The sequence below is a fragment of the Paenibacillus xylanilyticus genome, from assembly GCF_009664365.1.
Lineage (GTDB): Bacteria > Bacillota > Bacilli > Paenibacillales > Paenibacillaceae > Paenibacillus > Paenibacillus xylanilyticus_A.
Genome location: NZ_CP044310.1, coordinates 70,963 through 84,911, shown reverse-complemented (window position 1 = coordinate 84,911; position 13,949 = coordinate 70,963). Strand labels below are relative to the sequence as shown.

Sequence of the window (13,949 nt, the reverse complement as noted above, 5' to 3'; positions counted from 1 at the left end):
CAGTTACTTGCTGATATATAACCCCTGAATAACTCTCTTATCATTCTCTATTCGATTTTCTTAGCAGGCACTTTCTTGGGCCATAGGGTATAACTGAAACTGATTATGAAGTCGATGACCAATATAACTCCCCAAACTCTTACGATGTTCACGAAAGCTTCAGTACGGGCAGGATCACCAATCCACCAGATCATAATCAATAAGAAGGAACTCCCTATGATGTAGGCAGCCAGATGTCGAAACCATCCATGCCGTTCCTGATTAGCATGTTCCCTTCCGTATGCTTTCCTGCTCCGTGGATTCTCTCCACCTTTGAACCAGAATAGAAAGTATCGATCTGCCCATGCAATCATCTGATGACCAAAAGCAATACTAACACCTATATATATGGCAGCAATACCATGAACCATACTTGCCGTAGCGCCTCTTTGCAGATCAACAACCGTAGCCACTAATAACAATAAATCTATGATAGGCGTCGCCATAAGTAAGGCCACCCCCAGGCGTTTCATACCTAGCAGGTATCTTACACATAACCCGGCAGCGACGAAAATCCAAAAGGCAATTTCACATCCTATTATAAAATAGGCAATCACTATAACCCCTCCCTTTGTAACACAACTGTGCTAAATACAATTTAACACGTTTGTATTATATTAAGCAATAGTGTTATAATTCACATATGCCTAAAATAGTAGATCATGAAAAACAACGACTCCTTGTTACTGAAGCAGCTTGGCGCATTATACGCAGAGATGGCATGGAGCAAGCATCTGTTCGAAATATTGCTGAAGAAGCGGGTATATCTGCCGGTTCAATGCGTCACTATTTCTCAACTCAATCCGAATTACTCCTATATGCTATGAATTTGGTAACCGAAAGGGTATCGAACCGAATTAAGCAGATGTCGTTCAACGGTTCTCCTATGGAGAATATGAAACATCTACTGCTCGAATTCATGCCTAACACGGACGAAAAAATGGCCGAAATGGAGGTGTGGTTTGCTTTTACTGCCAAGTCCAAAACCGATCCGGCTCTCAAAGCACTCGCAGACAAGGTTTATGATGAAATCAGACAAGCTGTAGCTACTGTAATTATGCACCTTGTTAAGCTTAACCTCTCACGACCTGACCTCAATGAAGAACTTGAGATAGAGCGTCTCTATGCCCTGGTGGACGGACTGTCCATTCACGCCGTACTCAGACCCGATCAGATGACCTCTGAAATTATGGAAAATGCTCTTTCTCTACATCTCGCAGCATTGTGTCGTGCAGAAATGTAAAAGAATAAAGTTTGGTACTGTTTCATCACAACTAGACCTAACGAAAGCTTGAACAACAGAAGACATGCCGATAAAACAAAAAAACCGTCAGACGTTTCGAGTCCACTTCCTGTGATTGCAGGAGGTCGACCGCTGTCTGACGGTTTTTCTCTATCCGATAATAATCCGGCCTTCCGGATGACGGTACAACTTTTTCTCTTTGCGTGGACGAAGTGCATACGCAATGGTTAATGGTCCAATCCGGCCAACAAACATTGTAAAACAGATAATCAGTTTTCCTATATCCGTTAATTCATGAGTCACCCCTACGGACAGACCCACCGTACCTATTGCGGAAGCTGCTTCAAACATCAATGGCAGGAACGGAGCATCTTCCGTTGTAAGCAGGAGCATGACCACAATCATGAAGATGATTAACGAGACCATAATGATGGTCAATGCCCTCATGAGCAGTTCTTTGGGAACACGAGAACGGAAAAACACTATATCCTTATTGCCACGGATCATGGCATATACTGCTCCAATCATAATCAGGAACGTCGTTGTCTTAATTCCGCCACCGGTTGAACCCGGCGAAGCTCCAATAAACATAAGCAGTATGAAGAAAAACTGGGTCGCCTGTCTCATCTCCGTTATATCAATGGAGCTTGTTCCTGACGATCTCGTAGAAACAGACTGGAAGATGGAAGCATAGATCTTCTCAGGCCAGGTCAGCGAAGCAAGTGTATGTCCATTAGTGAATTCAAAGATAAACACTACAAGGGCTCCAATACCAATCAGCGCACCAGACACGGAAAGTACCAGTTTCGACTGGAGCGATAAACGGCGGCGTTTATGAAACTCAAACAGGTCATTCAGAACCACAAAGCCGAGTCCACCAGATATGACTAGCACAGAGGCAGTCAGGTTAAACAACAGGTCCCCGGTATAATGCTGAAAGCTGTTGCCAAACAGGTCAAATCCACCGTTATTAAACAAGGATACCGAGTGGAATATTCCATAGTAGGCCGCTTGTCCCAAAGGCATTTCAGCTGCCCAACGTAAAGCCAGGATGACAGCAGCCACACCTTCAATCGTAAAGGAAAAGATCAGAACCTTACGGATAATCCGCACAATACCTTCCATGCTATCTGCATTAATGGCCTCTTTCAGAAGCAGTCTGTCCTTGAGGGATATCCGTTTACCCAGGACAAGTGCAAACAGCGTTGCAATGGTCATGAAGCCGAGTCCGCCAAGCTGCATGAGTACCATGATGACAATCTGTCCAAGCAGATTAAACGTCGTTCCTACATCCACAACGACAAGTCCGGTCACACATGCTGCTGAAGTAGCCGTAAATAACGCATCAATGAACGCCAGATGCTCACCGCTTCGGTTTGAAATAGGCAGCATCAGCAGAATGGTACCAATAGAGATAATCAGCAGGAAACCGCCAACCAAAATAAGCGGGGGTGACAGAAATTTGGCAAAGTGAAGCCTGAATTTCATGAAGGGCACCTCTTTTAACATAATACAATCTGTAATCAGATCAAAACGAATCAAGGAGCCTTGGAAAGCGTCCTATGTAAACCTAAAGAGGAACTTGCCCCAGCATGATACTGAATGGCAGGTTCCTCTTCTATTATGAACGTGTAATACGTTCCTTATTATTCTTGCGTACGTGGACGCATGTGTGGGAAGAGCAGTACGTCACGAATGGACGGTGAGTTGGTCAACAACATGATCAGACGATCGATCCCGATACCCAATCCGCCTGTTGGCGGCATTCCGTATTCGAGTGCACGAATGAAGTCATCATCCATTTCATGTGCTTCATCATTCCCGTGTTCTTTCTCCAGCAGTTGTGCTTCAAAGCGTTGACGCTGATCGATCGGATCATTCAACTCGGTGAAGGCATTCGCGTGCTCGCGTCCAACGATAAACAGCTCGAAGCGGTCTGTGAAACGCGGATCTGCATCGCTTTTCTTCGCCAGCGGAGAAATCTCAACCGGGTGTCCCATAATAAATGTTGGCTGAATCAACGTTTCTTCAACAAACTGCTCGAAGAATGCATTCAAAATGTGCCCAAAAGTCATATGCGGCTCAACTGGAACCTTATGCTCTTTGGCCAGCTGGTGAGCTTCTTCATCTGTCATTTGCACGGAGAAGTCCACACCAACGACTTCCTTAACTGCATCTACCATCGTTACACGGCGCCATTGCGGAGTAAGATCTACTTGGTAGTCAGCATATTGGATCACTTGTGTTCCAAGCACTTCCTGCGCAATATGAGCAACCAGATTTTCGGTCAATTGCATGATATCTTTGTAGTCGGCATAAGCCTCATACAGCTCAATCATCGTGAATTCAGGGTTGTGACGAGTCGACATCCCCTCATTCCGATAGACACGGCCGATTTCGTACACTTTTTCGAGTCCGCCTACGATCAGACGTTTCAAGTGAAGCTCAATCGCAATACGCATGTACAGCTCCATGTCGAGCGCATTATGATGCGTAATGAACGGACGTGCAGCTGCACCACCAGCGATGCTATGCAGTGTAGGAGTTTCCACTTCAAGATAACCAAGGGAGTCCAAGTAGCGACGCATTGACTGAATGATTTTGGAACGTGTAACAAAGGTCTGCTGTACTTCTGGATTCATGATCAGGTCCACATAGCGCTGACGATAACGCAGCTCTACATCAGTCAGACCATGGTATTTATCCGGAAGCGGGTACAGCGACTTGGACAGCACTTCCAAATCCTTTACTTTAACCGACGTTTCACCGGTTTTGGTCTTGAAGACTACACCGCTAACTCCAACAATATCGCCAAGGTCCAGCAGGCTGAAAGCCGCAAACTTGTCCTCAGCTACCGTATCCTGACGAACATAGATCTGGATTCTGCCGCTCAGGTCCTGAATATGCGCAAAGCTTGCCTTACCCATTCCCCGCTTCGCCATAATCCGTCCGGCAATACTGACTTCGATCTGCTTCTCTTCCAGCTCTTCCTTGGTCAGTGTTTCATACTTCTTCAGAATAGAACCGGCTTCTTCGGTACGTACGTATTTTTGGCCAAAAGGGTCGATTCCCAATTTGCGGAGCTCGTCCAATTTGTCGCGGCGAATTTGCAAAAGCTCGCTAAGTTCGGTTTCCTGATTCAAGACTTCATCCGTCATGATCTATATTCATCTCCTTATTTACATTGCAGACATCCTCAGATGTATTCTTCCTCAAATGTTGAAAAAAGCTTCCCTAAGGAAGCTTTTGTCTTCGTGCCCGACTGCTTCATTACAATACTAACTATTGCTTCTTAATATCTACAATTTTATATTGAATTACGCCAGCTGGTACGCTTACGTCAACAACGGTGCCTTTTTTCTTACCCAAAATGGCCTTTCCAACCGGGCTTTCGTTCGATATTTTGTTCTGAAGCGGATTGGATTCCGCGGTACCTACAATGGTGTACTCTGTAATGTCTCCGAATTCCAGATCTTCTACAGTTACGGTTGCACCTACGCTTACCGCATCGGTATCAATTTCATCGCTGTTGATGATCCGCGCATTCCGAAGCATTTTCTCCAGAGTGATGATACGACCTTCAATAAAGGCCTGTTCATTCTTCGCGTCTTCGTATTCGGAGTTCTCACTGATATCGCCATACCCGATGGCTACTTTGATCCGTTCAGCCACTTCGCGGCGCTTAACCGATTTCAGTGTTTCCAGTTCTTCTTCCAGCTTCTTGAGTCCCTCTTGTGTAAGGATAACTTCCTTATCGCTCATCTCAACCGATTCTCCTGTCATGGGAATAATTTGATTGCACGGGAACGGAACCAATGCTGAATACAGAGCTCCGACCGCATATATCTTCAAAACTATATGAAGTTCTCCAGAGAAACAGAACGTTCCTCCTGATGCACTAGCCTTATAACGCACATGGCGAATTTATACTGTGAAATTATAGGGGAACGGTCTCGAAAAGTCAATGTTACGCCCCTTATATTTGTAAACGTTTTACAGGACAGGATCAGGATGCATTTTCGGCTACCGCTGATTCCGCATCAACGTGCTCTTCATTTTGAATCTGGCCTACAAAGTTCTCCAGAATCTGTACCATCTGATCACGTTTGGTTCCTTCCATAATAACGTCCTTGATGCGTGCAGAGCCTTTCAATCCTTTTAGGTACCAAGCCAGATGTTTACGCATCTCCTTGACCGCTACAGCCTCATTCTTCAAAGCAATCAGACGGTCCATATGGAGAATGGCAACGCGGATTTTCTCTTCTGCACCCGGATCAGGAAGCAATTCCCCGGAACTCAGGTATTGAATAGTACGATACAGCATCCATGGATTACCCAGTGCAGCTCGGCCGATCATGACTCCATCACAGCCCGTTTCGTCCAGCATGCGACGCGCATCTTCTGGTGAAGACACATCTCCGTTCCCGATCACCGGGATGGAGACTGCTTCTTTTACATTTTTGATATGGGACCAGTCAGCTGTACCTGTATATAGCTGCTCACGTGTACGGCCATGTACACTTACCGCCTGACCTCCAGCGCGTTCTACCGCGAGTGCATTTTCAACGACGAAAATGTGCTCGTTATCCCAGCCGATACGCATCTTGACGGTCACAGGCTTCTCGACTGCGTCCACTACAGCGGATACCATATCATAGATTTTGTTTGGATCAAGCAACCAGCGTGCTCCTGCATCACAGTTCGTTACTTTTGGCACAGGGCATCCCATGTTGATGTCGATAATATCCGCGTTGGTTTCTTTGTCTACAATCTTGGCTGCTTCTACTAGCGCTTCACGGTCTCCACCAAAAATCTGCAGGCTCAGCGGTTTCTCCCGCTCATCTACAAACAGCATCTCACGTGTACGCTTGTTGCCATGCACGATGGCTTTGCCACTTACCATTTCCGCACAGACAAGCCCTGTGCCGAATTCTTTTGCAATCAGGCGAAAAGCCGGATTACACACGCCAGCCATCGGCGCAAGTACGACCTGATTTTTCATTTCAATGCCACCGATTTTCAGCATTTCTGTGTTTCTCTCCTTCTGAATACCGCAGATTCATACATGAATCCCGGTCATGTTGTGCTATATACAATCAACGATTAACGATATGTGTCTTCATAAAACACGTTACATACTCATGAGTGACAATAGTGAATGAACCTTACTTACCCTGCATTTCTTCAACGCTGATGTTCAGCACGCTCGCAATGCGCTCCAGCTCTTGTTCGGATACCTTGCGGTTCCCCCGTTCAATCGTTCCCAGAATCGCAAGCGATATGCCCGTACCAGCTGCAAGTTCCTGTTGTGTTAAACCTTTCAGCTTCCGAAAGGCCCGGATGCGGCTCGCCAGTTGCACGTTTTCCAAAGCTGTATTCCATCCTTTCCATCCAGTACAGACAACGATGAGTGTACATAGGTATACAAGCCTGAAAGCTCGCCTTCAGGTACGATATCTGACAATGGAACAAGCACAAATGCCCGTTCGCCCATCCGCGGATGTGGTAATTGAAGCACTTCGGTATCCCGACTCTGCCCATTCATCCAGAGCAAATCGAGATCTACTGTTCGAGGACCCCAGCGAATATCGCGGACTCGCCCAAGCCGATTCTCGACATCGAGCAATTCGGTCAGGAGCTGCTCGGGAGTAAGACGCGTCTGTACTGCAGCAGCCATATTCAGAAACGAGGGCTGATCCACATAACCTACAGGCTCTGTCTCATATAGCGATGAACAACGAAGGACCTCTATATCAGGGTGTGCATCGAGTAACGTCAGCGCTTCAAGCAGCGTCTGTTCCCGGTCACCCAAATTGGCCCCTAAAGCAATATAAGCCTCTGAATATTCAGAGGTCGAATGTGCAGTCATGATCGGTTCTCACTTTCTTGTGCGGCGAAGCTCTACCGTTACGCCCTCAAAATGAATATCAAACGGCGGATGCGGCTTCGTCACCTTAACTGTCAATGCATTGATAATAGTATAAGTGTCCAGTAACGAAGATGCAATATGTTCGCCCAAAGCTTCAATTAACTGGAATGATTTGTTTTCCACAATATGTTTCACAAGTTCATGAATTTCGGCATAATTGACGGTCTTGGTCAGATCATCTGTACGCCCGGCTTCTCCAAGATCCATATCCAATTCTAGATCTATGTAGTAGCGCTGTCCGAGCTTCCGCTCTTCTGCAAAAACACCATGATATCCGTAATATTCCATCCGATGCAGTACCATTCTATCCATAGGATTCGCCCGCCTTCTATATTATTGAGATTGTGTGTTACTACTGGTTCGTTACCTCGTGCAAAACGCTACGCTGCTAGAGCGGGTCAATCGGACCCGCCAGGTTATTTCCTCCGCAGACCCGGAGAGGCATACAACATAGCATCACACATATCCGCCGTCCGCCGAATCGGCTTCACATCATGAACCCGAACCATCTGGCAGCCTTGGGCGATGCCGAATGCAACCGTTGCTGCCGTCCCTTCTACTGCGTCATTGGCCTGCACTTGAAGGGTGTTCTGAATGAATCGCTTGCGTGAAGTAGCCAGCAGAACCGGATACCCCATCTCATTAAGAAGCCCAAGGGAGGACATCAGAGTCAGATTCTCCGTCAGATCCTTCACGAACCCAATACCAGGGTCGAGAATAATCTGATCCGGATGCACGTCGGCGTCCAAGGCAATTTGAATGCTTTCCTGCAAATCTTGAACCACATCATCCAGATAACTTCTGTAATCCCGCTCGGGTCTATTGTGCATCAAAATGATTGGACATCCCAGATCTGCAGCCGTGCGGGCCATATCCGGATCTGCCTTGGCTCCCCATACATCATTAATGATGTGGGCACCGGCTAGGATAGCCTGCCTTGCAACTTCCGCCTTATAGGTATCTACGGATATCGGAATATGCGGAGCCTGAAGCTGCAATGCTTCAATCACAGGTATGATTCGGCTGAGCTCTTCCTCGGCACTGACGGTCTCCGACCCTGGGCGTGTCGATTCCCCTCCGATATCAATCAGATCCGCTCCATCCTCCATCATCTGTATCGCATGGGCAACTGCCAGGTCTACCTGATTGTAGCGTCCTCCATCGGAGAAGGAATCCGGCGTAACGTTAAGGATGCCCATGATCTGTGTTCGTGTACCAAGCTTGAGTTCAGCTGGCCCCCATGAATAGTTCCGTTCGTAAATGACTGGTGTGAGTGTCATGAAGTATACCCCGCTTTCTGACGGTACATACCCAGAAGTGCTGCTGTAACCGGGCCAATATGTCCGTTACTGATTATCGTTTCGTTTCCGTTCTGTCCTCGTAAAGTTGTAACCGGCACAAGCTCTGCTACTGATCCTGTCAGGAATATCTCATCTGCTTCCAGCAGCTCATTCCAGGAGTACATGCCCTCGGCACTGACTAATCCCATATCAGCAGCAAGTTCCAGAACTGCTGCCCGAGTAATTCCTGGCAAAATCCCCGTCTCGGTGGATGGTGTATGGAGAACACCCTGCCTTACCCAGAATACATTGCTGACAATGCCTTCAGCCACATAACCTTCCGGGGTCAGCTGCAGGCCTTCCGCTCCTTGAGCAGGCTCACCGTATCCATTCAATTCCCGTTTGGCCAGGATGCTGTTCATGTAATGCAGTGATTTGAAGCGTATATTGCCTTCAGGTGTGTTGCGAACCGTCGATAAGCACTGAAGCATTCTGCCCTTCTCGTATAAGGATGGGGAGGGCTCAGGTAATGCTTTTGCGAATACAATATGATTGGGGTGTTCATAATCCCCGGAGGGCAGTCCTAGTGCAGCTTTACCTGCTGAAACCGTGTATCGCACGTACGCATCGCGAAGCCCGTTTGCCTGCCGCAGACGATCGATCCAGTCCTTCAGTTCCTCTACTGTCGTAGTAAATGGAATTCCAAGCTCTGCACAACCTGCAGCCATTCGTTCCAGATGGCGTTCCAGCAAGAAGGGGACGCCTTGATAAGTCCGAAAAGTCTCGAACAAGCCCAGTCCGTACAAAAAGCCGTGATCCGTTACCGGAACCACGGCTGCCGCCATATGAACCACATTTCCGTTTATCGCGGCGTACTGCATTCCTATACCTTCACCTTCTGGGACAGAAAGTTACGCAGCATCTGATGCCCATGATCTGTGATGATCGATTCAGGATGGAACTGCACACCTTCAATGGCAAATTCCTTATGGCGCAGTCCCATAATTTCACCTTCTGCCGTCTCGGCTGTGATCTCCAGGCAATCCGGCAAACTGCTGCGCTCTACAATAAGGGAGTGATAGCGGGTTGCTATAAACGGAGAAGGCAGTCCGGCAAAGACAGACGTTCCTTGATGATGCATTTCCGAGGTTTTACCATGCATCATGCGATCTGCACGAATAACGTTGCCTCCAAAAGCCTGTCCAATGGCTTGGTGTCCCAGACAAACGCCAAAGATCGGAATACTACCCTTGAAATGATCGATGACATCCAGACTGATGCCTGCTTCATTCGGCGTACAAGGTCCAGGAGAGATCAAAATATGATCAGGTGCGAGTGCCTCAATGCCTGCCAGATCAATCTCATCATTCCGGCGAACCTCCACCGTCTCTCCCAGCTCACCCAAATATTGAACCAGGTTATATGTGAAGGAGTCGTAATTGTCGATAACCAGTATCATATTCTTGTTCCTCCTCTTCTTCCGTCATGTAATGACGGTTGCTTTAATTCGTTTAGTTTGACTGTTTCCGCTTGCTCACTGTAGTTCACGGCCCTCATCATGGCTCTTGCCTTATTCCGGCACTCCTTGTATTCCCGATACGGGTCGGAGTCAATAACAATGCCTGCGCCTGCTTGAACATAGCCCACTCCATCCTTGATGGCAAGCGTTCGGATGACGATGTTCAGCTCCATATTCCCACTGTAGTCCATCCACCCGATCGATCCTGTATAGGGACCTCTCCGCACAGGCTCAAGTTCCTCAATAATTTCCATGGTCCGTACTTTGGGAGCGCCGGTAATCGTTCCACCAGGGAAGGTGGCTGCTATGACATCGAAAACGGACAGACCATCGGCAAGTCTCCCCTCGACTTGGGAAACGAGATGCATCACATGCGAATACTTCTCGATGGTCATCAGTTCGGGTACATGAACTGACCCATAGGCTGCAATTCGCCCAATATCATTGCGCTCCAGATCAACCAGCATAATATGCTCGGCCCGTTCCTTCTCACTGTTCAGCAGCTCAGCGGCCATGGCTTCATCCTCGGCTGCGTCACGGCCTCTTCTCCGGGTGCCCGCAATCGGGCGTGCACTTACCTTGCCGTTATCCACTTTGACAAGAAGCTCCGGTGAACCACTCACCAGTTGAAAGTCCGGACTGCGAAGCATTCCCATATACGGCGATGGGTTCACAAGACGCAGCCATTCGTATATATGCTCGGCAGTGGATTGGAGTTGCTTTTCCTGCCGCAACGAAAGGTTTACTTGGAACACATCACCCTGCCGGATATATTCCTGTACGGTGCGTACAGCCTGTTCAAAATCCTGTTGGGGAAATGATGTCTGCCATCCTTCCGTTTCCCTGTGCGCGTCTTCCTCCTTCTGCGCCAGCTGCATGTGCCTGCTGCGATGCTCCAAGGCTTGCTGCTGTTCCTCTGCCTGAGCATAGCCCACAATATGCAGCCACCGCTGCCGCATGGCTTCAGCTCGCTCTTCAGCTTCTGCATACAAGACTTGAAGGTGTGCCTCGTCCGATTCAGCTCTTAGCGGCAGATGGACCATACAATACAATGCCTCTTGTTCGTGGTCATATGCCCAAAGCTCTTCAAAACGCATCCACCAGTAGTCAGGCAAAGCGGGATTGTCTTCAGCGAGCGTTGGCAGCTTCTCCAATGATCTGGCTACGTCATAGCTGAGGTAACCTGCACTCCCCCCACCAAAATCAGGAGCCTTACTCACTTTAGGGGCACTGTACGGAGCTGACCACCTTTTTAACACGTCCAGCGGTTTCCCCATATCTGTGGACGTTAATCCTTCTTTCAGATCATAGATGACCGCTTCATGTCCCTTGCCTGAAATAACGGATACCGGGTGCAATCCCAGAAATGTATATCTTCCGCCCTTCCCGTTCTCCAGCACCATGGAATAGGGCGAAGCCTGGTGCCAGGCTGCTTCCCATGTTAACGGTAAACCGCCATGAACCGGTCCCTCATCCGACTTGATTATGTACGGCATCATGGTCCATCCTTGTCTGGCCCAATCTGTCCAGTCGGCGTATGTTGTCATCAGGTGTGTCATTGCGGTTAGCCGCCCTCCATCTGTCGCTAGTTCTATTGTCTGATAGTATACTAAAGCGCCGCATCTTTTAAAAGCATTCAGCAAAAAATCCCCCATACCCGGCATGTGGGTACGGAGGATCGATATCATTATGCTTACACTTAAGCTTCGAAGTTGTATAGTGGTGTGCTGAGGTAACGCTCTCCGTTACTTGGCACGATAACCACAACACGTTTACCTGCACCCAGCTGTTTGGCTACTTGCAGACCTGCACGAATCGCTGCACCGGAAGAAATACCGGACAGAATGCCCTCTTCCTTCGCAACTTGACGAGCCGTTTCGAACGCATCATCATTCTCAATGTGAATGATCTCGTCATAGATCTCCTGATCCAGAATCTCAGGAATGAAGTTCGCACCGATTCCTTGAATTTTGTGAGGACCCGGCTTGCCGCCTGCCAAAATTGGAGACGCAGCTGGCTCTACAGCAACAATTTTAATTGAAGGGAAGGCTTCTTTCAATACTTCGCCTGTACCTGTAATTGTTCCGCCAGTACCGATCCCTGCAACAAAGGCATCCAATGTACCACCAACCGATTGAATCGCTTCAACGATCTCCGGACCTGTAGTTTCACGGTGAATTTTTACGTTTGCTTTATTCTTAAATTGCTCAGCCATGAAGTAAGATGGGTTTTCCTTAAGCAATTCTTCTGCTTTTTTGACAGCACCGTTCATTCCCTCGGATCCTGGCGTGAGCACCAGCTCAGAACCATAGGCACGAAGCAAGTTACGACGCTCCAAGCTCATCGTTTCAGGCATAACAATGACAGACTTGTAGCCTTTGGCTGCAGCTACCATTGCAAGACCGATTCCTGTGTTACCGCTAGTTGCTTCAATGATGGTATCACCTGGTTTCAGCTTGCCTTCTTTTTCCGCTTCTTCTACGATGCTGATCGCAATACGGTCCTTAACGCTCGAACCTGGATTCTGATACTCAAGTTTCACGAATACTTCAGCACTGCCTTCAGGTACGATACGGTTGAGACGAACAAGCGGAGTACCTCCGATGAGTTCTGTTACGTTATTAACAACTTTAGCCATATGAATGCCCTCCTTAGTGGGATGAATAATACTTAAGTCCTGTTGCTTATATTGCGCGGCCGGAGCAGCCTCTTGATGTTATAGAAGAACTGCGGAAATCCTTTACTCCATCTGGCCCAAATGCATATCCATGGAATGGATCTGAGGTTTCCGAAGGTTTCTTAGGGTTAAACATTGCTTTTAATCCGAGTAAACGAGTAGGTATTTATTATTTTTATCTTATCAACGTTGCACGCCATTGTCAATATGAGTACTCAAAAAAATACTCTGTCCTGGGCCCTAAGCCTGTAGACAGAGTATTTTTATCACGGTGTAGCATTCCAAACAACCCATCCATTAATCAGTAAAAATCAGGAAGCAGGAATTTCGGCGATAATCACGGCTTCATATTTGTTGCGCAGCCTCTCTTCCACCTGGGGAAGTGGATCAGCCTGGCTCAGAGCCAGCTGCATCCGGATATCTTCGCGCACCTCTTCTGCGGATTGAACCTGGGCATCCTGCTTATCGTTTAATTTGATAATGGCATATCCATCTTCGACCTGTACTGGCCCAGCAATATCACCAACATCCAATTGTTCAGCCAGATCCATTACGTCTTCCGGCTGAAACGGATCATTCTGTTCAATCCAGCCAAGCCGCCCTCCAGCGTCACGGGTGAAGCTGTCTGTTGATTCAGCTTTTGCCATATCTTCGAAGTCTGCACCCTGCTCCAAATCATCCAGTAACGAATCGGCTTGCTCTTCATTTTCCACCATAATCATGGACAGATCGTATTTCTCGGGAGAGATGAAGTCCTCGCGATGCTCGTCCCAATAATGCTCAATGTCTGCATCCTTGACCTGAATGCCGCTCGTTGCGATTTTCTCCAACAAAAGTCGATAACCAGCTTCCAGCTCAAGCTCTTGTCTCGTCAGGCCAAGCTGGGACTTCATCTCGTCAAAGTATGCCTGCTCCGAATCATAGCCATCCATCGCAACAGACAGTTCCTTCGCTATTTCCTCCGGGGTGACTGTCAGATCCCGATCAACTGCCTCCGCATAAACCGCTTTGCGGTTCAGCATCTGAAGCAGCATATCGCTCCCATAACGCCGTTTCAGCGCATCGGTCCATTCCTTGTCCGTAATGACCTCTCCGTTGATTGTGGCAATGGCGCTTCCTTCCTCCTGACCTGTTTCATGAGATGCATCAGCATCATCCCGACCAGGCCTGATACCCTGAACCACCATTACCGTCCCCATCACCAGCATGCCGAGCGTCAGGACAATTACAGCCGTCCACAGCCCCTTTTCCTGTCTCGTCAT

General features: G+C 48.0%; 15 protein-coding genes. 1 reads left to right on the top strand and 14 read right to left on the bottom strand.

Features of this window, described 5'->3' with window-relative positions; all coding sequences use genetic code 11:
• Window positions 1–47: 47 nt before the first annotated feature.
• Window positions 48–485 (bottom strand): 2TM domain-containing protein, encoded by a 438-nt coding sequence (locus tag F4V51_RS00400; RefSeq protein ID WP_323131796.1) that lies wholly within the window; start codon window positions 483–485, stop codon window positions 48–50.
• 197 nt (window positions 486–682) lie between these two features.
• Between F4V51_RS00400 and F4V51_RS00395 the strand changes: the two genes are divergently transcribed.
• Entirely contained in the window at window positions 683–1,282 is a 600-nt protein-coding gene (locus F4V51_RS00395) for a TetR/AcrR family transcriptional regulator (protein WP_153976449.1), read from the top strand.
• Window positions 1,283–1,432: 150 nt separating this feature from the next.
• Here F4V51_RS00395 and F4V51_RS00390 read toward each other — a convergent pair whose 3' ends face one another.
• The 13 genes from F4V51_RS00390 to F4V51_RS00330 all read right to left on the bottom strand — a co-directional run bounded on the left by F4V51_RS00390 (window position 1,433) and on the right by F4V51_RS00330 (window position 13,949).
• Complete coding sequence (locus F4V51_RS00390) at window positions 1,433–2,770, bottom strand: TrkH family potassium uptake protein (RefSeq protein ID WP_153976448.1); 1,338 nt, start codon at window positions 2,768–2,770, stop codon at window positions 1,433–1,435.
• A gap of 158 nt (window positions 2,771–2,928) precedes the next feature.
• Entirely contained in the window at window positions 2,929–4,440 is a 1,512-nt protein-coding gene (lysS, locus tag F4V51_RS00385; RefSeq protein WP_153976447.1) for a lysine--tRNA ligase, read from the bottom strand.
• A gap of 124 nt (window positions 4,441–4,564) precedes the next feature.
• The gene (gene greA / locus F4V51_RS00380) at window positions 4,565–5,044 is read right to left on the bottom strand and encodes a transcription elongation factor GreA (protein WP_095293395.1); all 480 of its coding nucleotides are present in this window, start codon (window positions 5,042–5,044) and stop codon (window positions 4,565–4,567) included.
• 244 nt (window positions 5,045–5,288) lie between these two features.
• Window positions 5,289–6,308, bottom strand: coding sequence for a tRNA dihydrouridine synthase DusB (gene dusB, locus F4V51_RS00375; RefSeq protein ID WP_110756297.1), 1,020 nt, complete (start codon window positions 6,306–6,308; stop codon window positions 5,289–5,291).
• Window positions 6,309–6,447: 139 nt separating this feature from the next.
• Complete coding sequence (locus F4V51_RS00370) at window positions 6,448–6,651, bottom strand: helix-turn-helix domain-containing protein (protein WP_095293384.1); 204 nt, start codon at window positions 6,649–6,651, stop codon at window positions 6,448–6,450.
• Complete coding sequence (gene folK / locus F4V51_RS00365; RefSeq protein WP_153976446.1) at window positions 6,603–7,151, bottom strand: 2-amino-4-hydroxy-6-hydroxymethyldihydropteridine diphosphokinase; 549 nt, start codon at window positions 7,149–7,151, stop codon at window positions 6,603–6,605. Before folK ends, F4V51_RS00370 begins: the two co-directional genes overlap by 49 nt.
• Before the next feature lie 9 nt (window positions 7,152–7,160).
• Complete coding sequence (gene folB, locus F4V51_RS00360; RefSeq protein WP_095362233.1) at window positions 7,161–7,523, bottom strand: dihydroneopterin aldolase; 363 nt, start codon at window positions 7,521–7,523, stop codon at window positions 7,161–7,163.
• A gap of 104 nt (window positions 7,524–7,627) precedes the next feature.
• Window positions 7,628–8,491, bottom strand: coding sequence for a dihydropteroate synthase (gene folP / locus F4V51_RS00355; protein WP_153976445.1), 864 nt, complete (start codon window positions 8,489–8,491; stop codon window positions 7,628–7,630).
• Window positions 8,488–9,372 (bottom strand): aminotransferase class IV, encoded by an 885-nt coding sequence (locus F4V51_RS00350; protein ID WP_153976444.1) that lies wholly within the window; start codon window positions 9,370–9,372, stop codon window positions 8,488–8,490. Before F4V51_RS00350 ends, folP begins: the two co-directional genes overlap by 4 nt.
• A 2-nt stretch (window positions 9,373–9,374) precedes the next feature.
• Window positions 9,375–9,950, bottom strand: coding sequence for an aminodeoxychorismate/anthranilate synthase component II (gene pabA / locus F4V51_RS00345; RefSeq protein WP_153976443.1), 576 nt, complete (start codon window positions 9,948–9,950; stop codon window positions 9,375–9,377).
• Window positions 9,947–11,569: an anthranilate synthase component I family protein gene (locus F4V51_RS00340; RefSeq protein ID WP_153976442.1), complete on the bottom strand. Its 1,623-nt coding sequence runs from the start codon at window positions 11,567–11,569 to the stop codon at window positions 9,947–9,949. Before F4V51_RS00340 ends, pabA begins: the two co-directional genes overlap by 4 nt.
• A 140-nt stretch (window positions 11,570–11,709) precedes the next feature.
• Window positions 11,710–12,648: a cysteine synthase A gene (cysK, locus tag F4V51_RS00335; RefSeq protein ID WP_127540883.1), complete on the bottom strand. Its 939-nt coding sequence runs from the start codon at window positions 12,646–12,648 to the stop codon at window positions 11,710–11,712.
• Window positions 12,649–12,998: 350 nt separating this feature from the next.
• Window positions 12,999–13,949 (bottom strand): peptidyl-prolyl cis-trans isomerase, encoded by a 951-nt coding sequence (locus tag F4V51_RS00330; RefSeq protein WP_153976441.1) that lies wholly within the window; start codon window positions 13,947–13,949, stop codon window positions 12,999–13,001.

Coding starts and splice junctions, on each gene's coding strand:
- F4V51_RS00400 (WP_323131796.1), bottom strand. CDS start 485: ATGGCGACGCCTATCATAGATTTATTGTTATTAGTGGCTACGGTTGTT.
- F4V51_RS00395 (WP_153976449.1), top strand. CDS start 683: ATGCCTAAAATAGTAGATCATGAAAAACAACGACTCCTTGTTACTGAA.
- F4V51_RS00390 (WP_153976448.1), bottom strand. CDS start 2,770: ATGAAATTCAGGCTTCACTTTGCCAAATTTCTGTCACCCCCGCTTATT.
- lysS (WP_153976447.1), bottom strand. CDS start 4,440: ATGACGGATGAAGTCTTGAATCAGGAAACCGAACTTAGCGAGCTTTTG.
- greA (WP_095293395.1), bottom strand. CDS start 5,044: ATGAGCGATAAGGAAGTTATCCTTACACAAGAGGGACTCAAGAAGCTG.
- dusB (WP_110756297.1), bottom strand. CDS start 6,308: ATGCTGAAAATCGGTGGCATTGAAATGAAAAATCAGGTCGTACTTGCG.
- folK (WP_153976446.1), bottom strand. CDS start 7,151: ATGACTGCACATTCGACCTCTGAATATTCAGAGGCTTATATTGCTTTA.
- folB (WP_095362233.1), bottom strand. CDS start 7,523: ATGGATAGAATGGTACTGCATCGGATGGAATATTACGGATATCATGGT.
- folP (WP_153976445.1), bottom strand. CDS start 8,491: ATGACACTCACACCAGTCATTTACGAACGGAACTATTCATGGGGGCCA.
- F4V51_RS00350 (WP_153976444.1), bottom strand. CDS start 9,372: ATGCAGTACGCCGCGATAAACGGAAATGTGGTTCATATGGCGGCAGCC.
- pabA (WP_153976443.1), bottom strand. CDS start 9,950: ATGATACTGGTTATCGACAATTACGACTCCTTCACATATAACCTGGTT.
- F4V51_RS00340 (WP_153976442.1), bottom strand. CDS start 11,569: ATGACACACCTGATGACAACATACGCCGACTGGACAGATTGGGCCAGA.
- cysK (WP_127540883.1), bottom strand. CDS start 12,648: ATGGCTAAAGTTGTTAATAACGTAACAGAACTCATCGGAGGTACTCCG.
- F4V51_RS00330 (WP_153976441.1), bottom strand. CDS start 13,949: ATGACGAGACAGGAAAAGGGGCTGTGGACGGCTGTAATTGTCCTGACG.